Source organism: Aquirhabdus parva (assembly GCF_003351745.1).
Taxonomy (GTDB): Bacteria; Pseudomonadota; Gammaproteobacteria; order Pseudomonadales; family Moraxellaceae; genus Aquirhabdus; species Aquirhabdus parva.
In genome coordinates, this window is sequence record NZ_CP031222.1 from 1,799,915 (window position 1) to 1,821,154 (window position 21,240).

The window sequence follows — 21,240 nt, forward strand, 5'->3', positions numbered from 1 at the left end:
TTAATCTCGCCCTCCGCCTGTTGTTGGTACGGCATTATCCGCTACGGGATTTTGAGGGGCGGTCTGTGCAGTGTTTTGATTATCTTCTGGCTGATTAATATTTGTAGTCGGCGCTTGATTGGCATTAGTATCATTCTGTGGATTTGTTGGAGCCACGGCACTTGCACCTGCACCATTTGTATTTTGAGTGGCTTGCATTGAGGATGGTAGGTTTTTAACTAAAGGAAATAACCACTTCAGTTGCTGACCATGGGATGTCAGTGTAATTTGCACTGCCAAAGGTAATTTGATGAATGCTTGCGACTCGGGTTCTGAGGAGGTGGGAATCGTTCCATCCGTACCAACTGGCCAGCTTGTTGTCGAGGCTCTATCCGCACTGTCATCGATTGCGCTCACGGCCCAGTCGGAAACATCATCTAACATCACTGTTTTGATCGGAATCAGGTTGCCCGTTTGATCAACTTGTGCAAAGGATTGGCGAATCAGTTGTCCTTGTTGGACTGAATAGATTACCCGTTCTAATGGCGATACGCCTATTTGTAGTGGGTCTATGACACCTGTTCGGGTCAAGTGGAGCTCATTGTCCCGGATAAGCAATGCGGACTCTTTATTGCTTGCTATCGTTGCTGATCGCGGGATTGCTTGCGTGAAGTCGCGTGACAGTTGCTCATAAGTGGCTTGAATACCATTAATCTGTTCGGCTTTGATCGCAGTCCTTTCACGCATTTGAATTAGATTTTCAAAGACTTGCCAACCAGCTAACGTTAATACCGCAAATATTGCCATGGCAACAATGAGCTCAATGAGCGTAAAACCCTTTTCGAAATACATTGCTGGATGGGTACGATGACGTCGATTTTGAGTTTGATAATCAGGGAACATGAGACTTCTACTGCCCTGCTGGACGTTGAATGAAAATAACCAAAGACGTCACAGCATTACCCGATTTGTCTGCGCCTGATTCCACGGGTGCAACGGTGATGAGAACACGGCGTACATCTTGTGAAAATGGTAAGGTCGATGCTTCGGTTCTTACAAGCCAATGCTGCCCTTGCTCCTCAATGTTATCCTCACCGCTCCCTTCAAGCCATGTTTGATTAATATTAATGTTGGCTGCTTTATTCATAGCCACGAAATGTGCCAGTGTTCGAGTCTCCAGTCTTTTGACGGTATTCACATAGCCCATACCCGCCTGCGTTAATGCGACGGCTGCAACGGCAAAGATGGCTAAAGCGACCATGACTTCAAGCAATGTAAAACCTGCTTGCAGCGGTTCTGCTTTAACAATCGAAACAGAAGACATTATTGATCACCATGTATTGAACTATTGGATCCCGATGAGTCGTTATTGACCCTGCCTAATGCTGTTACTTCAATAGCATCGCCCACAGGTTTGGCATCTTGAAGAATTTGTAAGCGAGCGGCAGTTGCTTCACCATTACCGAACCAAATAAGCTGAGGGTTCAAAGCTGAGTCAACCTTAAATTTTTCAAGCGCTGTATTCTGATTACGCGGCGCATTGTCCTGTGATAACGTGATGTTTAGCTCTGATCCAGGAGGTAAATCATGAATCTTGAAATCTTCAGCAAGTTTCCACCGTTTATCTTTATTGGATTCATTGGGATCGAATTGAACAACGGCATAACGTGGTGGATCTGTCGCGGTCTGGTAAAATGGCACTAAACCGAGCATCCGTCCTTGATCTTGTGCTTCTAAACGAATGATCGCGATAGAATCAATCAACTCTTCACGCTCTTGCAGTAGTTTACGGGTTTCGGACCCACCAAGTGATAAACTCACCATCGTGGTCAGTATCCCTGCGATCAAGATAACCAGCATCACTTCAATCAGAGTAAAACCTGACTCTTTTGATGTGTACCCCTGATGTTTATCAAAATTAGGCATTGATTAGTGAGATGCTTGCGGAAATGGAAGAGTAATCATTTGCTCAATTAATACTAACTTCAAGCTTTCACGTTCACCTAAATAGCGTTGGTAAAAACTAGAGTTTAAAATTGCGGCCCCGCCTTGCGTGACGGCCCAGACTGCTGCCAAGTAATCACGTGTCGTTAAGCGACTATTGATACTCTCTAAATAAGAACCTGTTAAGGGTACGATGCGGCGTAAACGTTGCTTTCTGATTCGATATAAATCGGAGAATAGGCTGCCCAAGCCCACACCACCTGCCGCGAGACGCTCCTCAAGCTGATGCAAAAGTGCTGTACGTTGTGGTTGATCCAAGTGATGGCGCATATAGGTGATGAGCAACTCTTGAAATTCTGCTGTCGATTCTAGCAATAAATCAAGGAGAGCCTGTTCATGGCGAATAATAAGATGCAAGTACAGCTCGTCTTTACTCTGGAAGTGTTTATACAACGTCCCTTTAGCCAGATCCAGATGTAGCGCTAGCGTATCGAGCGTCATTCCACCTTCACCGGAGTCCAGTAAAAGTTGCTCGGCCATATCAAAAATCTGCGCTTCACGCGCTCTGAACTGAGCGTGACGATCTATTTGACGATCAGTAGTCATCCAGTCAATCCTTTATCTCGTACGATTGATATGTCTAGTGTACTTTGATTTAAATGATGATTATTCATTTGTAGTGCTGCATGAATTTTATCTAAACGTTGCAGGGATTCCTGAGCATCCTGCAGCATCCGATCAAAATTGTCAGATGTGATCTGAGCTAATTTTTCTACAGAAATTTGGTGCAAGTCTGCAAGGACTCGCGCGACATGTGGTAAATAGAGAGGTTCGTTGGATTTACCTCGATATGGCATGGGTGCCAAATAAGGGCTATCTGTCTCAATCAGTAAACGATCAAGGGGAACTCGAATGGCTACATCTCTTAAGTCTTGAGCATTCTTGAAACTGATAATACCCGAAAATGACACATAATAACCTAGGGCTAAAGCACCTTCAGCCGTTGCCCAATCTTCTGTAAAACAATGCAGAACACCGTGGATTTTTCCAAAAAGAGCATGTTGTTCACGCAAAACACCCAATGTATCAGCCCGTGCTGCACGCGTATGGACGATCACTGGTTTCCCCGTCAATTGACCTGCTGCAATATGTCTTGAAAATGATTCACGCTGGACTTCTGCATTTTCAGTACTATAGTGATAGTCGAGTCCAGTCTCGCCAATTGCCCATACTTTAGGGTCTTGAGCCAATGAAACTAACGTATCGACCGTTGCTAAAGTGAGCATCTCAGCAGACTCACAAGGATGAGCACCTACACTGATTCCGATATCCGTATGATGATTCGCAATATCAAGCAAAATCTCATAGTCATCTAAATCAACCGCCACGGCTAAAAAGCGTGTAACACCCGCTAAACGTGCGGCGTCTAAGGCGCGCTCTAACGAACCATTATAGGGTGTCAAATCAAGTCGGTTTAGATGACAATGTGAATCGGTAAACACGAAAAATACCCTATCTAAAAAAGACTACTTTAAACCCAACATGAAGCAAAAATACAATACTACAAAGTATATGTTGGACGATCAGAGTTCAGCAGGCCAGCGAGCGCCTTTTCAATCAAAATTTTGAGTTTCTGGCCTTCTTCACCCGCTAATTGCAAGGCAAAACCCGCAGGACGTGTTCCTTGTGTGCGATGTGTGACCCAGACTACTTTACCAGTCAGAGGTGTGCGCTCTGTCGATTCTGGTAGTGTAACGACTACAAAAACCTCCTCGCCCAGAGGAAAGGTTCGATTACTGGGAACAAATAAAGCCCCACCCTGCACAAACGGCATGTAGCTACTATATAGCGTTTGCAAATCCCGAATGGGATAATTGATGATTCCCCCTGCACGTGTGGGCAGCATATACACTCCTTTGTGTTAAAACTTTGAACATGCACCAAAATACCATGAATGCATGACTGCGTGCTAAGAATTGAGTATAAAAAAATGAGCTTTTAATTCATTTTCAGTAGGATGAGAGATGAATTCTAGCTTAATCGACATCTCTTGCGATTTTAGTTCTACAACGTATCCTGATTTAAGAGATGTCCCATTTGATGCTCGTGACTTTCATAGTATTCAACGGAAAATCCTTCGGCGCGCCAAGCGTCAATCCCGCCATACAGGGATTTGACTTGAGTATAGCCGCGGCGTTTGAGTTCCCGAGCAACTTGAACGGCACTAGCATCATTAGGGCAAGAACAATAAATAACCATCACCTGATCAAAAGGAATATCTGTAATAGTTTCAGCCAATGCTTTAGGGTCTAAAGCCCGAGCTCCTGTAATACGCGCTAAGTCTAGGCTTTTCACCAAAGACGAACGGGCATCAAAGATGAGCGGCAATTGCTCCTGGTTAAGAAGTTCAGCAAGTTCTTTAGGTGTAATACGCGTTTGCAGGGCAAAGCGCTTAATTCGATAGCGTTGCCACCAACGAAAAATGACATAAGTGATTAATAAGAGAAATATAACGAATATGGCGATTTTGCCAAACTGAGTCATAGTGACCAAGACGATATTAATTTGCTTATAAAAAATTGCACCGACGACCAGCCATGTCCCTGCCCAAAGTGCGGCTCCTGCTGTACTGAAGATGAAAAAGCTAGACCGACGTAAACCAAGTGCTCCCGCCAAAGGAGGTGCAAGGGTGGCTAAGCCAGGTATAAATTTGGAAATCACCAGTGTCGCAACGCCCCAACGATTAAAATTGGTTTCTGACTGACGTACACAAGAATCAGGGGAAAGCGAAATACGACACAGCAGATGCAATATTCGATGTCCGTAGCGACGCCCTGCGGAGTACCAGACAAAATCACCCAGTAAAGAGGCAACAATGGCAAGTAACAAAGCGGCTAAACCTAATTGTGGATCAGCCATCGCTAATGAACCCATTAATAGCAATAACGGCAATACAGGGATGGGTAATCCAAGCTGCACAAGGAGTACCACAAGGAAAACACCCAGCGCACCGTATTCGGTTAAAAGTGCAAACAATGTGGTCATTGCAAAATTCCTCACGCAGGAGTAATAAGATTACAGCTTGAATTCTCAATCATAGTGAAGGGGATTATCATGTTGTCAAATTAGTGGAATAAACAAGATGTGATCTGGATCGTATTGTCCTCTTTTTTTAACATTTTAAAAGAGTTCAGAACTTGTAAAAAATATAAAACATTGATAAGCACAGCTTAAGTATTTTTATTGCATCGCCAGACGTTGCATCATATTTTCCATCACTAACTGTGCATTCACATTTTGTGTTTGTCCTGCAATGAGACTGACTGCACAACGATCGAGATCCAGTAAGTTGTCGAGAGAGACCAATTTCTCAAGCTGATTAAACTGTGCTGCATCTAAATCGGTTTGAATTCTTCCTTGTCCCACATGTTCAGCAATCACATCACGCAGCAGTTGGCGAACTAAATCAAGCCAATTTTGAATCGGTAATTGTTTTTGCCAATAAGCAGCAGCATCAAGCACAGACCGTCGACCAGTTAATATTGCAAGCCATGTCGCTAACCATTGCCCGCGTAATTTAAACGAATCAGTATTCGCAAGTGCAGTTGCTGCTAAAGGTGCACCACCGGCCAGACCTAATAACAATGCTGCTTGTTCCTTGGAAACAGCTACCTCATCACGCACATATTCGATTGCAATCTCTGATTCTATACGTCCCAATGGAATTTGTTGCACGCGACTACGAATGGTTGCAGGTAATTGCAACGGCTGATCAGCAACAAGAATCAGTAAAACACGTGGGGCTGGTTCTTCAAGTGTTTTAAGTAGTGCGTTGGCTGCAGCCGTATTTAAGCTTTCTGCGGGTTCAAAAATAACGACCCTCCACCCCTGCCCAGTTTGTTGAACGAATGGCATTAGATCACGAATCTGATCAATTTTAATTTGGCGACTTTGTTTGCCTTTAGCATCTACTTCGCGAGAAATACGTAATAAGCTGGGATGATTACCGACTTTCAGCCATGTACAGCTTGCACAATGCCCGCAAGCCCCATCACCTGTTGGCGTATCACACAATAACCAACCTGCGACATGCTCAGCGAAACGACGCTTTCCTGTTCCTGCAGCTCCAGTCAACAGGATGCCATGCGGTAAATTCGGCATACGCCCTGTCAAGCGATGCCATGCCTCACGTTGCCATGGCAACAAAGGCAAAAAATGTAATTGCTCGTGTGCGACTTGAGCAATCTCTTCATCTTTCGCTTTAGCGGGGGCTTTCGCCATGATTGTTTAACCTGTCATAAAGTAATTAATAAGAAAAGAGTGGAGCAATAAAACGATATTAAAGGTAAACCGAAGCGCCCAGTGCGCGTATACGATCCAAATCATCAGGAGTATCTACACCACCTGGCATCGAGACCACAGCGTCCGCTATCGCGATCCTTCGTCCATGTTCAAGAACACGTAATTGCTCCAGACTCTCAAGCTGCTCTAGGACACCGACAGGCCAGCTCACGTAATCCTGAAGTAGCGATACACGATAAGCATAAAGTCCTAAATGTCTACGTGCTGAAGCAGGCACATGGTTCACTCCTTCTTTAAAGCCATCCCGATCATAAGGAACAGTAGCACGGCTAAAATAGAGGGCCTCTCCAGTCAGACTGCGGGCTACTTTCACGATACTGCTACGTAGGTATTCATCGACATGGAGTATAGGCTCACATAAGGTCGCCATTGCGCATTGTGGCTGTGCATCAAGTAGTGCTGCCACCTGCTCAATCAGTACAGGTGGTAGTAATGGCTCATCCCCTTGTACATTGACGATGAGATCATTGGCATCCCATCCTTGTATTCGAGCCACCTCAGCAAGACGATCTGTTCCAGAGGGGTGATCCGCTGAAGTCATCACAACATCAACGCCTGCATCTCGACAGACCTGTGCTATTCGTTCATCATCTGTCGCCACACACAGGCTATCCATCCCTTGAACTTTGCGTGCCTGATCAACAACGCGGAGAACCATTGGTTTACCCCACAAGTCCAATAAAGGCTTACCAGGTAAGCGGCTACTCGCAAAGCGAGTTGGGATGACAATATGACGCATAATTTTTCCTAAAACTCGCAAAGAAAATTTTAAATATTAACGCTGAATTTGTCGTCGATCTGGTAGAACGCCAATTTCTAAGAGTTGACGATACAGCAGGGAGTAGCAAGCTGGAGATAGCCATGCTTTTACCGGTAGTATCCAGGCTTGCTGAATAAGCCCTTGTAGACGCTGGGCATCTTTAGCCGTGGTAATGATTGGAAGAGTATCTTTAAACTGAACATCACTGAGTTGATAAGGGTGATGATCGGCAAAAGCATGCTCAATTACGTCAAATCCAAGGTGCCTCAAACTGGTAAAGAATCGAGCCGGATTACCAATACCTGCGACGGCATGAACACGCTGCGGTGGCTGAGGCGCGGCCCTTGGATCCATTGATTGATCCAAGGGTAGCAAATCTCCTGGAATTAAACGCATCTGATAAATGGACTGACCTGCCTCTGGATCATCGGTCAGTGGGAAGTCGCTATGCTCTATCACAGTGGCTGTATTTAGTCGATCTGGACTTTCACGAAGAAAGCCTGCTGGGAGTAACCAACCCTTCCCTATTCCACGATTGGCATCTAAAACAATCCACTCCAGCTTTCTACCTAGAGCTAGATGTTGTAAACCGTCATCACTCAAAATCAAGTTGAGGGACGAGCCTTCCGCGGCAACGTGTGCTAATAGGCATTCAATTGCCGCCTGCCGATTCGCACCAACTGCCATTGGTACCCCAGTTTGTTGAACAATGAGTAGCGGCTCATCACCGACAACTTTTGCTGAATCATCAGCATGTACGATGCGGGGGAACGTACTCGCTTCTCCCCCATAACCGCGACTGATGACACCAACACCCAACTTTTGTTCTTGTTGTAAATAACGAACAAGCTCTATCAATAATGGCGTTTTACCGCTGCCACCCACGGTAATATTACCGATAACCATAACGGGTACGGGTGATTCATAAGCTTTTTTGATGTCTAAACGATAGAGCAATCTTTGAAACCCCGTTACAGCGGCATAGAGTGCAGATAATGGACGGAGCCAAAACAGCCACGGTGCTTGATTAGCCCATGCTCTTGGTAATGCCGTGCGCAGACTCATCACACCCATCCTTGATACGAGGTAACATCAAGAATCAATAATATCTTGAAAAATGTCCTAGTCATTGCTTGTGACAACATCTACGAACTCGCGTTGATGGAGCTGCGCATATAAGCCATTTTGAGCTAAGAGATCTGCGTGGGTCCCTTGCTCCACGATGCGACCTTTGTCCATGACAACGATTCGATCAGCTTGTTCTATGGTCGATAAACGATGCGCAATCACAAGAGTCGTCCGACCATGCATGGCATGTGTCAAGGCTTGTTGAATATAATGCTCTGATTCATTATCCAGCGCACTGGTCGCCTCATCTAAAATGAGTATAGGCGCGTCTTTGAGCAGCGCTCGCGCGATTGCCAATCTTTGACGCTGACCACCAGATAAAGACATACCGCTTGCGCCAATCAGCGTATCAAAGCCCTGAGGAAGTGCATCGATAAACTGATCTGCAAATGCATCCTTAGCCGCTGCACGCACTTCTGCATCGGACTTATTGGAAAGCTGCCCATAGGCGATATTTTCACGCACGGTTTGATCAAATAAAATGACTTGCTGTCCGACAGTCGCAATCTGGCTACGCAGACTTTCAAGCGTGAAGTCTTTAATTGGTACTCCGTCTAAGAGTAATTGACCGCTGCTAATATTTTGAAAACGCATGAGTAGATTGATCAGTGTGGTTTTTCCTGCACCTGAGCGCCCTACAAGTGCGACAGTTTCCCCAGCATTAATGGTTAGATTAATATCTGTCAGAGCGGCAGTATTATCCGAATATGAAAAACCAACATGTTCAAAAGTGATCTGACCGACTAATGGTTTTACCAGCTTGCCTTGATCTTCTTCAGGAGGTGTATCTATCATCTCAAACACGGAATGCGCAGCGGAGATCCCACGCTGAATTTTTTCATTTACATCAGTTAAGGCACGCAGTGGTTTGCTCAGCATTGCGGCCGCACCGATGAAAGAAACGAATGCTCCTGCACTGGTCGTCGCTCCCAAGATTTCAGGTCTTAGTGCTATCCAGACCACAGCTGCCATTACGAATGCCATGAGGAGCTGAATAATCGGTGAGTTTAGGCCGCTTGTAACGACCATCTTTAAACCTCTTTTCAGATTCTCAGCTGAGGCGCGACGAAACCGTTCGCGTTCATAGGCTTGTCCACCGTAGTTTTTGACAACGGTGTAGCCATTAATTGATTCATTGACAATATGACTGACTTCACCCATCGCATTTTGCATTTGATGTGCCAGTTTTCGCATTCTTTTACTGGCTTTGCGCACAAGGAAACCAACTAGCGGTGCGATGATAATCAGCATTAAAGACAAGCGCCAGTTAATCCAGAACATATAGCCGAGTAAGCCAATGACGGTTAAACCTTCTTTTAAGATGGTCTTAGCTGCTTCAGTCGATGCAAACGCGACCTGCTCTACATCATAAATAATTTTTGACGACAGATAACCACTGGCATGTGCCAGATAGTATTCAGGGGAGAGTGTCAGTAAGCGATCAAAGACCTCCACACGTAGGTTATGCACCACGCTACGCGCTATGACGGAAATATAATATCCACCGACAAATGAACCAACCCCACGGAAGAAAATCAGGATAATGATGAGAAGTGGAAACAGGTTTTTTGCATGTTGATCCTGCTGATTAATCGCATCAATAATATATTGGATAAGTCTGGCACTGCTGACTTCTGTCGCTGCAGCAATGATATTGCCGAGCAACGCCAAAAGACCGGCCCACCAATAGGGTTTTAAATACGTCAATAGCCGATGATAAACTGCAAAACCTGACAATTACTTACTCCCCATCGGAATTCGCGTACTGATATTTAAATTAACGAACCCTAGTTTGCCAGAAACATCCATAACTCTCACCACAGACTGATGAGAAGCGCGACCATCTGCAGCAATAACAAGTGGTCGAGTACGATCACCGTGACTTGCGGTATCAATTGCTGTACGCAGCTCATCTTCGCTATCTGTGACTAATGGCTTCCCGTTTACAGTATAAGCACCTTTTGCATCAACACCCACTTCAATTTTCTGAGGGCGTTTTACTTCAGGCACACCTGTGGCCTGAGGCAGTACGAGATTCAAACGACTATATTTATTAAAACTTGTCGAAACCAATAAAAAAACAACGAGAAACAACAAGCAATCAATCATAGGCGTTAAATTAATCGAGATTTCCTCAACCTGAGGTTTCCGGAATTTCATGATTGACTCTGTTTCACAGCTGTAGGTGTTGGTGCAATTTTTTGAGCAAATACCGATCCAGCAGTATCCGCAGAATGAGGATGCGAGGGAGCGTGATGAATGTTCTCAGTAGGCAACGACACAACAGCAATACTCGCTTGCTGAGGAACCCCATGAATAAGATGGAGCAAAATACCCGACTGCTCTTCCATTTCCACGGCAAGATCTGCAACTTTTCGTTGATAGTAACGATAAGCAATCAAGGCAGGAATAGCGACGAACATGCCTGCCGCTGTAGACATCAGCGCTTGAGAAATCCCTGCCGCAAGCATCGCTGGATCTGTATTTCCGCCGACATTAACTGCTAAGAAGGATTCAATAATACCCAAAACAGTCCCAAGCAAGCCCAGCAAAGGGGCAATATTACCAATGGTGCCCAGCAGATTAAGATGCTTCTCTAAACGATGGATGAGCGTACTGGCACGGTTTTGTATCTGCAAGGTCATGTACTCAAGTCCACCACTTGAATACTGAATGCCTGTTGCCAACAAATCACCGAGTGGTGAACTGAGCCGTAAAGCGGCTAACTCTTCCGTAGTTAATGTGCCTTGTTTGAGCTTTGGTTCCAATGATTGAACGAGGCCGTTTGGTGCGACTTTTTTGTGCTGTAAACGGATTCCGCGTTCTATGATAATTGCAAGTGCAGCAATTGAGCAGATGACTAACGGAAACATCAGCCAGCCGCCAGCCTTAATTAACTCCCACATCTTAAATCTTCCTAATTTTGGTTAAATTATCCATAGACATCAACAACTGTAAACAACAAGGTCAACCTAGCAAATAATGTCGGATCAAGGTTGAACCGACATTACAGCCAAAATACCGTCAAGCTCATCTAATGAGTGATAGCGAATGACCAATTTTCCTTTTCCCTTAGGATTGTGACTTAACTCAACACGAGCGCCTAATCGCTCAGCAAGACGTCGTTCCAAATCCCCGATATCTGCAGGCGCCACACGAACTGGTTTTGCTGCAGGTGGATTTAATCGCTCACGAATTAACTGCTCAGTTTGACGAACTGATAAACCACGACCTACCACTACACGAGCAATAATACTTTGATCTTCGAGAGTCAACGCAAGCAGTGCACGCGCATGTCCCATATCCAGATCACCGTGATCCAGCATGGTCTTCACTTCTTCATTCAAACTCATTAAACGTAGCAAATTACTAACTGTCGCACGCGCCTTTCCGACTGTTTCAGCTATTTCCTGATGACTCATACCAAATTCATCATGGAAGCGTTGAAGTGCAAACGCCTGTTCCATTGGACTTAAATCTTCACGTTGAATGTTTTCAATCAACGCCAAGGCAATCGCTAATTCGTCCGGCAGGTCACGAATGATCGCAGGAATAACGCTAAGACCCGCTATTCGGGCTGCACGCCAACGACGCTCACCGGCGATGATTTCATATTGTGCTTCATCATCAGAGCCGCCAATACGCCGTACTACAATCGGTTGCATGACACCATGACGCTTAATCGAATCAGCAAGATCCGTTAGACTTTCTGGTGCAATTTCACGACGGGGTTGATAGACCCCACGCTGCAACTGATCCAACGATATCTCAAGTAACGCTGCATTCGCAGGTGTTAGAGTATGAGTTTCCGCTACTTCCTCTCGAACCTGTTTAATTGAACCCAACAATGCATCAAGACCACGCCCTTGCGCAAGGCCACGCTTACGAATCATAGAGACTTTCCTTTTTTAAGCTTACCCGTGCGCACAAGTTCAGCCGCTGCACTCAAATAAGATAAAGCTCCCCGCGAACCTTTTTCATAAAACATGACAGGCATCCCATGTGCAGGCGCTTCAGCTAAACGCACATTACGAGGAATAATCGTTTCCAGCATTAAATTACCAAAATGCACTGACAATTCTTGAGACACGTCATTTGCAAGGGTATTACGCGGATCAAACATGGTGCGTAAAACGCCACGAATTTTTAGCTCAGGATTTAAGGCGTCACGTATGCGATCTATCGTGGCAGATAGGTCCGCCAGGCCCTCTAGTGCATAATACTCACACTGCATAGGAATAATCACCCCTGTTGCAGCACTTAATGCATTAATAGTCAGCAAATTGAGACTTGGTGCGCAATCAATTAAAATAAAATCGTACTGATCTTCGACTTTTGCTAATGCCGTCTTTAAAATAAATTCTCGTTCTGTTCGTTCAAACAATGAAATCTCAACACCAGCCAAATCACGGTTTGAGCCCATTAACCGATAACCCACTTGAGTTGGCTGAATAACCGCTTCAATTGGCGCAACTTCGAGTAAGACATCGGTCACACTATAAGGCAGTTCTGTTTTCTGTAACCCAGACCCCATTGTGGCATTGCCTTGTGGATCCAAATCGATAAGTAAAACTCTTTTTTTCAGTACACCCAATGATGCGGCTAAATTGACAGCCGTCGTTGTTTTTCCGACCCCGCCCTTTTGGTTTGCCACAGCCCAAATTTCAGGTCTCTTTCGAGGAGATATGTCGGTCATGTTCATTCAATTCCGAAAGGTTACACATAGTAAAGTTGAGATATATTAAAGGATGTTCGCAATTGCGTTTGTCACTTTTTTAGGCAGTCATTTTTTTAGTCAGTAAAATCAAATGCCTTTGTTCATCTAGAGCTGGAACTGTAAGCGTAATAGTCTGCTGATCCCAGCTATCCATATCTGCCATTTCTTCCCTAGGGATCAGGCCTTTCATCGCAGCAAGTACGGCATTTGGCTTTAAATACACAGCACAGTCGCGCACAAAATCAGACAGTGCAGCAAATGCGCGGCTGGTGACCACATTGAATTGACCTAAATCAGCTAATGTTTGCGGTTCTTCAATACGGGCTTGTACTGGCAATACATTTGGCATTTTCATATCTGCAGTCATTTGGCGCAAGAAACGAATTTTTTTGCCATTACTATCCAAAAGAACACAGTCTCTCTCTGGTTGAACAATGGCAATAACGAAACCTGGTAACCCCCCACCAGTCCCGACATCCAATAATCGCCCTTCAGGTAAATGAGGAATAATACTTAAACTATCAAGCAGGTGCTTGACTAGCATCTCCTTAGGATCACGAATTGCTGTTAAGTTATAAGCTTTATTCCACAACGATAGATTATCTTGATACTGCAGTAATTTACTCAGTGTATCGTCGGACAATTCCAAACCGAGTTTAAGTGAGCCATCTTTGAGCTTGGAAAATAAAGGATGCATAGTCTTTTTTTGCTTTGAAAAATCTAGGGGTGAATGATAGCAGGATGTAAGGCATGCGAATATTTTGATAAAGAAAATATTAAGACTTTCTCAATAAATTTTTTAAATATCAATCAAATATTTTTTTTCGAATGCGTCAAACTGATATGGTGTTAGCACATTTTTTGAGTTGAGCTAAACGAGGGCTACAAGAGCCATTCTTCAAAATGGCTCTTGTAAGTTTAGCACGCTCAACCAGCCTGTTTGATACCTTGGCGTTTGATCATGATCAGCAGTAATTGTACCGCTGCTGGGGTCACACCCTGAATACGTCCTGCCTGTGCGAGTGTCGCTGGACGAACAGCTTTAAGTTTCATGGTAATTTCGCGTGACAACCCAGATACCGCATCGTAATCAAAATCAACAGGTAGGGCTGTTTCTTCATAACGTTTTAGATGTGCCACATCATCTTGCTGACGATCGATATAACCTGAATATTTCACGGCAATTTCGATTTGTTCACCAACCATTGGAGCAACATTAGAACCGGTCAATTCAGCAATCTGCGCAAAAGTGACATCAGGGCGCTTTAACAAGTCGTAAGCATTATTTTCACGATTCAAGACTTCACCAGTTTGCGCGATGAATGCCATGCCTAACTTGTTATTTGGGGTGGCCCACAGCCCTTTTAAGCGTGCAGATTCGCGCTCAATCGATTCAACTTTTTCACAGTATGCCGCCCAGCGCTCATCACTGACCAAGCCCAGCTTACGACCTGCTTCAGTGAGACGTTGATCGGCATTATCTTCACGCAGCATTAGACGATATTCAGCACGGCTTGTAAACATACGGTAGGGTTCTTTGGTTCCATGGGTGATCAGGTCATCAACCATAACGCCCAAATAAGCTTGGTCACGGCTTGGTGTCCAGCTTTCTTCATCAACTGCACGGCGTGCAGCATTGAGCCCAGCAAGTAGACCCTGAGCTCCTGCCTCCTCATACCCTGTAGTGCCATTAATCTGACCCGCAAAGTACAAATTATTGATCGATTTGGTCTCAAGGGTTGGTTTTAAGTTTTGAGGGTTGAAGTAGTCATATTCGATTGCATAGCCGGGACGCGTGATATGAGCATTTTCAAGCCCTTTCATTGAACGAACCAGACGCAGTTGAATATCAAACGGTAAGCTGGTTGAAATGCCGTTAGGATATAACTCGTGCGTATTTAAGCCTTCAGGTTCAATAAAAATCTGGTGACTGTCTTTATCTGCAAAGCGATGAATCTTATCCTCAATCGATGGACAGTAACGTGGGCCTACCCCTTCGATCACACCTGTATACATCGGCGAACGATCCAAACCACTGCGGATAATATCGTGTGTTTCTAGGTTAGTGTGTGTCATCCAGCAGTTCACTTGGCGTGGATGCATGGATACATCACCCATAAAAGACATCACCGGCAATGGTGTATCACCTGGCTGTGGAATCATCACTGAAAAATCGACACTCTTTGCATCGATTCGTGGCGGCGTTCCCGTTTTTAAACGCCCTACAGGCAGTTTAAGTTCACGTAAACGGTCTGCAAGTGCAATAGAGGGAGGGTCTCCTGCACGCCCACCGCGGGATTGTTGCATACCAATATGGATAATACCGCCTAAGAAGGTGCCGCTAGTCAGCACGACAGTCCGAGCATCAAAGCGAATACCAGATTGAGTAACCACCCCTTTTACTGTATCGCCTTCCACAATGAGATCATCTGCAGCTTGTTGGAAAATATCAAGGTTCGGTTGATTTTCGAGCATTGAACGAATCGCAGCTTTGTACAAAATACGATCCGCCTGTGCGCGAGTGGCGCGAACAGCTGCACCCTTGCGGCTATTTAACACACGGAACTGAATGCCAGCGTGATCGGTTGCAAGCGCCATAGCGCCGCCCATTGCATCAATTTCTCGAACTAGATGGGACTTGCCAATCCCACCTATCGCTGGATTACAGCTCATTTGTCCCAATGTTTCGATATTATGGGTCAGCAGTAGCGTCTGACGCCCCATCCGCGCTGCAGCAAGCGCAGCCTCAGTACCCGCGTGTCCACCGCCAATGACGATGACATCGTATGATTTTGGGTAATGCATGATGGTGACCTCAGGTGTTCAATCAGTATTTAAAGAGTGGAAGTAGGCAAAATGGCCATATGGGGTGATAATCTTGAAGATTATACCAAAAACATAAAAAGCCGTGCTAGTTCTTCGGTAGCGATATTCTTATGTCATTATTTTAATTAAAAATTAATAATTCATGTGTGTAAAGTTAGGTTGGCTATGGCTAAAAATGCGGCCTTAAGGCTTCAATGTATAACTTTATTAATTTATTCTTTATTTTTGATCTCTTCATTGACCTGCGGTCTTTTAGGTTTATTTTTTCACCAAAGCATGGTGATAATTGGTATTGAACTTGCTAGAGTTCATAGCAAAGCACTAAGCTTGTGTTGCAACTATTCACAGTTTTCAGATGTAAAAGCGTGCTGATGTAAAACTTAATATACGATTTTTTTATATTCATGAATTAATCTTTTCACTTCATATCTACATAATAATATTTAAAAACAATGAAGTGACAATGCCGTAAAAGACGGTTTAGATAAGGTGTTATATTACAGACATACTATAAGGGTATCCTATTACGATGTGGAGTGCTTCGGATATCTGATTCATGAAGCTCTGGATAGGCTTGGATGGGGAAATGATAATCGACTTGCATGACAGACTATATTTTAGCTTAAGACTGACTTTGACTACAGGGGATTGACCTATGCCAACCAAACCGATTACCAACAAGTATATGAAGCTTCCTTGGTTATTTGTTCTTCTGATCGCAGGATTACTTGCATATTTCGGTGGTGAACAATTCGGTTCTAAAATTATCCAATTTATTACCCAGGATCTCATTTTTCCAGTTTTGGGTTTCTTTTTTTCGATCTACACTGCACTTCGTATTGTTGACCATACTCCTGTCGGGGTGAAAATTCCTGGTGAAAATAAGAGTTTAGTCGCAATCATAATCATGCTTGTTTTGCTGGCTATTTATCTTATTGTCCCGTATCTGATTTTATCATTGTAAATCTTTAATTAATTTGCAAGAAAAACCCGCATTGTTTGCGGGTTTTTCTTGGGTGCTTAACTCACATGTTAGGTCTGTCGTTAGGCCGAGCCGGTAAGCTAGTTGTTCTATGATGGCTATCTTTGTAAGCATGATGGTGATGCTTAGCGCGATGGTGGTGCTTATAAGAATGGTGTTTGGAATGTTTATAAGAATGATGCTTGTGAACATGATGATGGGTTGGTCGAGTGGTAGTTTTGTCAATAAGTTCTGCTTGCGCAGCTATTGGCGCAGTCATGACTCCAGCCAAAATCACAATCGATAATATTTGCTTGAACATTTTTCCTTTTCCTTAAGATAAAAGATTAGAAAACTACAGCACAATAAATATATATTAAAACTTTCAAATTGATCATTTAAGCATCAAAAAATAACAAATCGAATATCGCTCAAACTTAAGAGGCCGCTAAATTCACCATCACTTACCTCTTAAGTTTGATCGAATGCATTTATTTGACGCGGATCACTGGCAATAGCACTTTTTTCCCAGTTTCAGCAGGAATAGTCGTATCGTTGATAAAAAGTAAGCGGGAGTCTTTTCGTATGGATGCCGATACTGCGGGCATATGCATGCAATGATTGGACCCTATTTTGAATCGAATCGGGAATTTACCATGTACTGTTCGTTTGATGGATGCTGAAGTGGTTATTGAAGCTGGAGCATCTGCTATGCCGGAATCATACAGTGAAAGTTCAAGTACTGAGCCTGTGGGTATTTTGGCTGACTTAGGACCCTGTACAAGACCTGAGACCAGCAATTTGCAGTCTTTTTCCGCATATGCTGGCGCTGCTAATGCAGTAAACATTGCGATCACTACCAAAGCTTTAATAGGTAACTTCATAAAACTCCTGAACACAATTTACAATCATAATAAAGAGCCTATCCTACTTGTTTATCATGCGTTAATGCTTTGTAAAAGATAAGTCGGAAACAGATCCGTAATTATTTTAATACATGAACTGACAGTCGATGCTACAGGCTATGGCTGTTTTAGCATTAGAAGATATGCTATAAACAATGTTCATTATTTGAACGATAGTGGCGATTATCATGGATAGATGCGATATTCAATGTCCCAAATGCGGTAAACATGAATTCAAGGCAGTTCCAAATCGAGAAAGAAAAGATCGAATCGATGGCTGTGTATGCAGCAGCTGTAATTATTTTATAAGTACGCCAAAATTAATCGAAAAGATCGAATCAGAAAAGAACAGTTATGCCGTCAGTAAGTAATGCTGACAACGCTATGTGTTGAAGCATAAATTTTGTTTCAATCAAATGGTGCTTATATTTTTAAAGTCGCATGAGATTGCCTTGGAGATATTGCTCTCATTGAAGCAATGAGAGCAATATTTGTTATCTAATAAACTACAATAAAGCCGCTAATTCAGCGCCATCACGAATAGCCCGTTTTGCATCCAGCTCTGCAGCCAACTTTGCACCACCGATAATGTGATATTTGGCACGAGTCACTATATCATCAGTTGGATAGAGCGCCCTTACGGACTCTTGACCTGCACATACAACGATGGTATCAACACGCAATAATTGTTGCTGTCCATCCACAGTAATCCAAAGGCCCTCACTACTAACGCGGTCATAACTGACGCCACGCATCATTTTTACCCCACCCTTTTTGACCGCTGCACGATGAACCCAACCAGATGTTTTGCCGAGTCCCGCTCCAACGCTCGTAGTTTTTCTTTGTAACAAGTAAATTTGACGATAAGGCGGGTGCAGTTGTGGACGTACTAAGCCTCCTTCACTGTCGTAATTAGCTTGGCTATCGACTCCCCACTCTTGTTGCCAATCCGCCAATGGTTGTGGCTGAGGGGTCTCTGGATGTCGTAAGAGAAACTCACTCACATCAAAACCAATACCACCAGCTCCGATCACAGCAACACGAGAGCCTACCGCTGCCCCTCTTAATACTTCGGCATAACTCAGAACCTGTGGTAATTCACTACCTTCTAATTTAAGTGGTCGTGGTACCACGCCTGTTGCCACAATCACGTCGTCATAACCTTCGCGTTCAAGCTGCTCACGACTAACTTGCGTATTTAAACGAAGGTCTACACCAGTCTTGTGGATCATTTTTTTGAAATAGCGAATCGTTTCGTGAAACTCTTCTTTTCCAGGAACGACCTTGGCGAGGTTAAATTGCCCACCTATGTCATCCTGAGCTTCAAATAACGTGACCTGATGCCCGCGACTCGCTGCAACGGTTGCTGCTGACATGCCTGCCACACCACCACCTACCACAGCGATACGCCGAGGTTTCTTTGCTTTGACGTAGAGTAGTTCAGTTTCATAGCATGCTTGTGGGTTAACTAAGCATGATGCACGTTTATTGGCAAACGAATGATCAAGGCAAGCTTGATTGCAGGCGATACAGGTGTTGATTTCATCGACACGATTTGTGGCCGCTTTATTGACCCATTCTGGATCAGCAAGAAGTGGACGGGCCATTTGTACCATATCGGCCTTGCCACTGGCCAGAACCTCTTCGGCAACATCAGGCATGTTAATACGATTGCTGGCAATAATTGGAACCTGAATATGCTGACGTACCGCAGCAGTGACGTCAACAAATGCAGCTCGGGGTACTGAAGTGACGATAGTCGGCACGCGCGCCTCATGCCAACCAATTCCAGTATTAAGCAGTGTGATACCAGCACTTTCAAGCGCTTTAGCAACCTGAATCACCTCACTCATGGTATTGCCGTTATGGACAAAATCAATCAATGACAAACGGAAACAGATGATAAATTTTTCACCTACTTTTGCCCTGATGGCTTTAACGATTTCAACTGCAAAACGCATGCGGTTTTCGATATCTCCACCCCAGCGATCTGTACGCTGATTGACATGGCGGCTTAAGAATTGGTTAATTAAGTATCCTTCCGACCCCATGATTTCTACGCCGTCATATCCAGCGAGTTTCGCGATCCTTGCACAATTCGCATAGTCCTGAATCGTCGACAAAATGTTGCGCTCACTCATTTCGCGCGGTTTAAACACGGAAATAGGAGATTTAATAGGGCTAGAAGAAACAACCAGAGGCTGATAGCCATAGCGGCCTGCATGCAAAATTTGCATTAGAATTTTTCCACCATGCTTATGCACTGCACGAGTAACAAGGCGGTGATTCAACGCATCTGTTGGCGAGTTCATACTTCCACCAAAAGGTAATAACCATCCTTGACGATTCGGAGAAATCCCCCCAGTAATCATCAAACCCACTCCCCCTTTCGCACGTTCACCAAAATATGCGGCAAGTTTCGGATATTGGTAAAAACGATCCTCTAAACCTGTGTGCATGGATCCCATGACAACACGGTTTTTGAGTTGAGTGAATCCAAGGTCGAGCGGTTGGAATAAATGGGGGAATTTTTCAATTGACATGGGTCATCTACACTCTTTAAAAGACATCGACTTATCACTTTCTACATTAGTTGCTTAAATTATTTTCATTGAGCATGCTAATGTGTACACTGACAACATTAGATTAGAAAATTGAAATTGTCAATATCGAATTAGGCTATTTAAGTGTTGGTGCGAATCAGCATAGGATAGATAAAATGGACAACTGCTATAATGCCTGTAAGCGTGATGGCTAAATATTAATGTGAAGGATAATTTAAGGTGACAAACAGCACATCCGAACTTGAGCCTCTAGTAGCTCACTCACAATCAGCGCCAAGAAATTACGCAAATAATTATCACCATGGCAACTTAAGACGATCGCTGATTGATAAAGGGCTTGAATTATTAGAGAGTCGTGAAAATGCTGAAATCAGTCTGCGGGAGCTTGCCAGAGAAGTTGGTGTATCAACCAATGCGGCATATCGACATTTTGAAAATAAAGATGCGTTAATGGTTGCCTTGGCTGTAGAGGGTTGTCAAATTCTCATGCGTGATCAATTGATTGTAGCGGAACAAGATCAAAATCCTGAGCGCCAATTCCGAAATACGGGTCGCGCTTATGTTAATTTTGCAATTAAAAACCCTGCGCTATTTCAACTGATGTTTGGACGTTTTACCGCTGGAAATCATAGCCCCGAGCTCAACGCCGCCGCCGATCAAATCTATAAAAATTTGATCGAAATCGTCTCATCCGCCATCAAGCTTGAACCGAAAGATCCGCGCGTCATCGTCTTTGCTTCTCAAGCATGGAGTCTGGTGCATGGCTTAAGTGTTTTGATCTTAAATGGCCAGTTCAAACGTCTGACTGATGATATTGATGGCTTGATTGATGCGATATTTAAAAATCAGATGTCGCTAGCTCAAAAAAGTTAAAAACCTGCCATATAGACAGGTTTTTATTTTAATCAATTTAAATAGCCAGAGGGATTTCAGGCTTAGTCTCAATAGGCTTAACGAATTCAAATTTATCCTTACTCTCCCCTTGCACGGGCTTGTTCTCCGCTTCAGATGGTAGCTTGGAGGTAGATGTAGGTACCGGTGGTTTGTCGCCTGGGATTGTTGACATAACTGTAACCTCAATATAGAGCCAAAAT

General features: G+C 44.0%; 21 protein-coding genes and 1 pseudogene. 2 read left to right on the forward strand and 20 right to left on the reverse strand.

The annotated features are described in order from the left end of the window. The 17 genes and pseudogenes from gspJ to mnmG all read right to left on the reverse strand — a co-directional run bounded on the left by gspJ (position 1) and on the right by mnmG (position 15,695). On the reverse strand, positions 1–882 hold the full coding sequence (gene gspJ / locus HYN46_RS08025; protein WP_114898896.1) for a type II secretion system minor pseudopilin GspJ: 882 nt from the start codon (positions 880–882) through the stop codon (positions 1–3). 7 nt (positions 883–889) lie between these two features. Beyond that, positions 890–1,303 (reverse strand): type II secretion system minor pseudopilin GspI, encoded by a 414-nt coding sequence (gene gspI / locus HYN46_RS08030; RefSeq protein WP_114898897.1) that lies wholly within the window; start codon positions 1,301–1,303, stop codon positions 890–892. Then, positions 1,303–1,905, reverse strand: a complete 603-nt coding sequence (locus tag HYN46_RS08035; RefSeq protein ID WP_114898898.1) for a pilus assembly FimT family protein — start codon at positions 1,903–1,905, stop codon at positions 1,303–1,305. The genes gspI and HYN46_RS08035 overlap by 1 nt, the downstream gene beginning before the upstream one ends. Positions 1,906–1,908: 3 nt before the next feature. Further along, positions 1,909–2,511 carry a TetR/AcrR family transcriptional regulator gene (locus HYN46_RS08040; RefSeq protein WP_114900680.1) on the reverse strand — a complete coding sequence of 201 codons (603 nt, stop codon included), beginning with the start codon at positions 2,509–2,511 and terminating at the stop codon, positions 1,909–1,911. Between the two features lie 137 nt (positions 2,512–2,648). Further along, positions 2,649–3,425, reverse strand: a pseudogene (locus HYN46_RS08045) (TatD family hydrolase); the annotation flags it as partial. A 59-nt stretch (positions 3,426–3,484) separates the two neighbouring features. Beyond that, positions 3,485–3,829 (reverse strand): PilZ domain-containing protein, encoded by a 345-nt coding sequence (locus tag HYN46_RS08050; RefSeq protein ID WP_114898900.1) that lies wholly within the window; start codon positions 3,827–3,829, stop codon positions 3,485–3,487. 158 nt (positions 3,830–3,987) lie between these two features. Then, positions 3,988–4,968, reverse strand: a complete 981-nt coding sequence (locus HYN46_RS08055; RefSeq protein WP_114898901.1) for a VTT domain-containing protein — start codon at positions 4,966–4,968, stop codon at positions 3,988–3,990. Positions 4,969–5,163: 195 nt separating this feature from the next. Then, a complete protein-coding gene (gene holB, locus HYN46_RS08060) occupies positions 5,164–6,204 on the reverse strand; it encodes a DNA polymerase III subunit delta' (protein WP_114898902.1) in 1,041 nt (346 codons plus the stop codon). 58 nt (positions 6,205–6,262) lie between these two features. Further along, entirely contained in the window at positions 6,263–7,024 is a 762-nt protein-coding gene (gene kdsB / locus HYN46_RS08065) for a 3-deoxy-manno-octulosonate cytidylyltransferase (protein WP_114898903.1), read from the reverse strand. A gap of 36 nt (positions 7,025–7,060) precedes the next feature. Beyond that, complete coding sequence (lpxK, locus tag HYN46_RS08070; RefSeq protein ID WP_114898904.1) at positions 7,061–8,110, reverse strand: tetraacyldisaccharide 4'-kinase; 1,050 nt, start codon at positions 8,108–8,110, stop codon at positions 7,061–7,063. 57 nt (positions 8,111–8,167) lie between these two features. Continuing rightward, complete coding sequence (gene msbA / locus HYN46_RS08075) at positions 8,168–9,910, reverse strand: lipid A export permease/ATP-binding protein MsbA (protein WP_114898905.1); 1,743 nt, start codon at positions 9,908–9,910, stop codon at positions 8,168–8,170. Next, positions 9,911–10,333 (reverse strand): ExbD/TolR family protein, encoded by a 423-nt coding sequence (locus tag HYN46_RS08080; protein WP_114898906.1) that lies wholly within the window; start codon positions 10,331–10,333, stop codon positions 9,911–9,913. Continuing rightward, on the reverse strand, positions 10,330–11,079 hold the full coding sequence (locus tag HYN46_RS08085) for a MotA/TolQ/ExbB proton channel family protein (protein WP_114898907.1): 750 nt from the start codon (positions 11,077–11,079) through the stop codon (positions 10,330–10,332). The genes HYN46_RS08080 and HYN46_RS08085 overlap by 4 nt, the downstream gene beginning before the upstream one ends. Before the next feature lie 84 nt (positions 11,080–11,163). Continuing rightward, entirely contained in the window at positions 11,164–12,066 is a 903-nt protein-coding gene (locus HYN46_RS08090; RefSeq protein WP_114898908.1) for a ParB/RepB/Spo0J family partition protein, read from the reverse strand. Beyond that, on the reverse strand, positions 12,063–12,869 hold the full coding sequence (locus tag HYN46_RS08095) for a ParA family protein (protein WP_114898909.1): 807 nt from the start codon (positions 12,867–12,869) through the stop codon (positions 12,063–12,065). The genes HYN46_RS08090 and HYN46_RS08095 overlap by 4 nt, the downstream gene beginning before the upstream one ends. Positions 12,870–12,948: 79 nt before the next feature. Then, positions 12,949–13,587, reverse strand: a complete 639-nt coding sequence (rsmG, locus tag HYN46_RS08100) for a 16S rRNA (guanine(527)-N(7))-methyltransferase RsmG (RefSeq protein ID WP_114898910.1) — start codon at positions 13,585–13,587, stop codon at positions 12,949–12,951. A 230-nt stretch (positions 13,588–13,817) separates the two neighbouring features. After that, positions 13,818–15,695, reverse strand: coding sequence for a tRNA uridine-5-carboxymethylaminomethyl(34) synthesis enzyme MnmG (mnmG, locus tag HYN46_RS08105; RefSeq protein WP_114898911.1), 1,878 nt, complete (start codon positions 15,693–15,695; stop codon positions 13,818–13,820). 676 nt (positions 15,696–16,371) lie between these two features. Between mnmG and HYN46_RS08110 the strand changes: the two genes are divergently transcribed. Then, positions 16,372–16,680: a hypothetical protein gene (locus HYN46_RS08110; RefSeq protein WP_114898912.1), complete on the forward strand. Its 309-nt coding sequence runs from the start codon at positions 16,372–16,374 to the stop codon at positions 16,678–16,680. Positions 16,681–17,168: 488 nt separating this feature from the next. Here the strand turns inward: HYN46_RS08110 and HYN46_RS08120 are convergent, their stop codons facing one another. Both HYN46_RS08120 and HYN46_RS08125 read right to left on the reverse strand, forming a co-directional pair. Beyond that, complete coding sequence (locus HYN46_RS08120) at positions 17,169–17,561, reverse strand: YbaY family lipoprotein (protein WP_114898914.1); 393 nt, start codon at positions 17,559–17,561, stop codon at positions 17,169–17,171. 527 nt (positions 17,562–18,088) lie between these two features. Then, complete coding sequence (locus HYN46_RS08125; RefSeq protein ID WP_407640779.1) at positions 18,089–20,125, reverse strand: FAD-dependent oxidoreductase; 2,037 nt, start codon at positions 20,123–20,125, stop codon at positions 18,089–18,091. A gap of 240 nt (positions 20,126–20,365) precedes the next feature. Between HYN46_RS08125 and HYN46_RS08130 the strand changes: the two genes are divergently transcribed. Beyond that, positions 20,366–21,019 (forward strand): TetR/AcrR family transcriptional regulator, encoded by a 654-nt coding sequence (locus HYN46_RS08130; protein ID WP_114898915.1) that lies wholly within the window; start codon positions 20,366–20,368, stop codon positions 21,017–21,019. Positions 21,020–21,056: 37 nt separating this feature from the next. Here the strand turns inward: HYN46_RS08130 and HYN46_RS17245 are convergent, their stop codons facing one another. Continuing rightward, on the reverse strand, positions 21,057–21,212 hold the full coding sequence (locus HYN46_RS17245) for a hypothetical protein (protein WP_162818125.1): 156 nt from the start codon (positions 21,210–21,212) through the stop codon (positions 21,057–21,059). Positions 21,213–21,240: the final 28 nt, after the last annotated feature.

Bases quoted from the DNA above. Each gene is read 5' to 3' on its own strand.
- holB (WP_114898902.1), bottom strand. From the start codon at position 6,204: ATGGCGAAAGCCCCCGCTAAAGCGAAAGATGAAGAGATTGCTCAAGTC.
- HYN46_RS08085 (WP_114898907.1), bottom strand. From the start codon at position 11,079: ATGTGGGAGTTAATTAAGGCTGGCGGCTGGCTGATGTTTCCGTTAGTC.
- gspJ (WP_114898896.1), bottom strand. From the start codon at position 882: ATGTTCCCTGATTATCAAACTCAAAATCGACGTCATCGTACCCATCCA.
- HYN46_RS08110 (WP_114898912.1), top strand. From the start codon at position 16,372: ATGCCAACCAAACCGATTACCAACAAGTATATGAAGCTTCCTTGGTTA.
- rsmG (WP_114898910.1), bottom strand. From the start codon at position 13,587: ATGCATCCTTTATTTTCCAAGCTCAAAGATGGCTCACTTAAACTCGGT.
- HYN46_RS08050 (WP_114898900.1), bottom strand. From the start codon at position 3,829: ATGCTGCCCACACGTGCAGGGGGAATCATCAATTATCCCATTCGGGAT.
- mnmG (WP_114898911.1), bottom strand. From the start codon at position 15,695: ATGCATTACCCAAAATCATACGATGTCATCGTCATTGGCGGTGGACAC.
- HYN46_RS08090 (WP_114898908.1), bottom strand. From the start codon at position 12,066: ATGATTCGTAAGCGTGGCCTTGCGCAAGGGCGTGGTCTTGATGCATTG.
- HYN46_RS08120 (WP_114898914.1), bottom strand. From the start codon at position 17,561: ATGAAGTTACCTATTAAAGCTTTGGTAGTGATCGCAATGTTTACTGCA.
- HYN46_RS08095 (WP_114898909.1), bottom strand. From the start codon at position 12,869: ATGACCGACATATCTCCTCGAAAGAGACCTGAAATTTGGGCTGTGGCA.
- kdsB (WP_114898903.1), bottom strand. From the start codon at position 7,024: ATGCGTCATATTGTCATCCCAACTCGCTTTGCGAGTAGCCGCTTACCT.
- HYN46_RS08035 (WP_114898898.1), bottom strand. From the start codon at position 1,905: ATGCCTAATTTTGATAAACATCAGGGGTACACATCAAAAGAGTCAGGT.
- HYN46_RS08125 (WP_407640779.1), bottom strand. From the start codon at position 20,125: ATGTCAATTGAAAAATTCCCCCATTTATTCCAACCGCTCGACCTTGGA.
- lpxK (WP_114898904.1), bottom strand. From the start codon at position 8,110: ATGAGTCTGCGCACGGCATTACCAAGAGCATGGGCTAATCAAGCACCG.
- HYN46_RS08080 (WP_114898906.1), bottom strand. From the start codon at position 10,333: ATGAAATTCCGGAAACCTCAGGTTGAGGAAATCTCGATTAATTTAACG.
- HYN46_RS17245 (WP_162818125.1), bottom strand. From the start codon at position 21,212: ATGTCAACAATCCCAGGCGACAAACCACCGGTACCTACATCTACCTCC.
- HYN46_RS08055 (WP_114898901.1), bottom strand. From the start codon at position 4,968: ATGACCACATTGTTTGCACTTTTAACCGAATACGGTGCGCTGGGTGTT.
- gspI (WP_114898897.1), bottom strand. From the start codon at position 1,303: ATGTCTTCTGTTTCGATTGTTAAAGCAGAACCGCTGCAAGCAGGTTTT.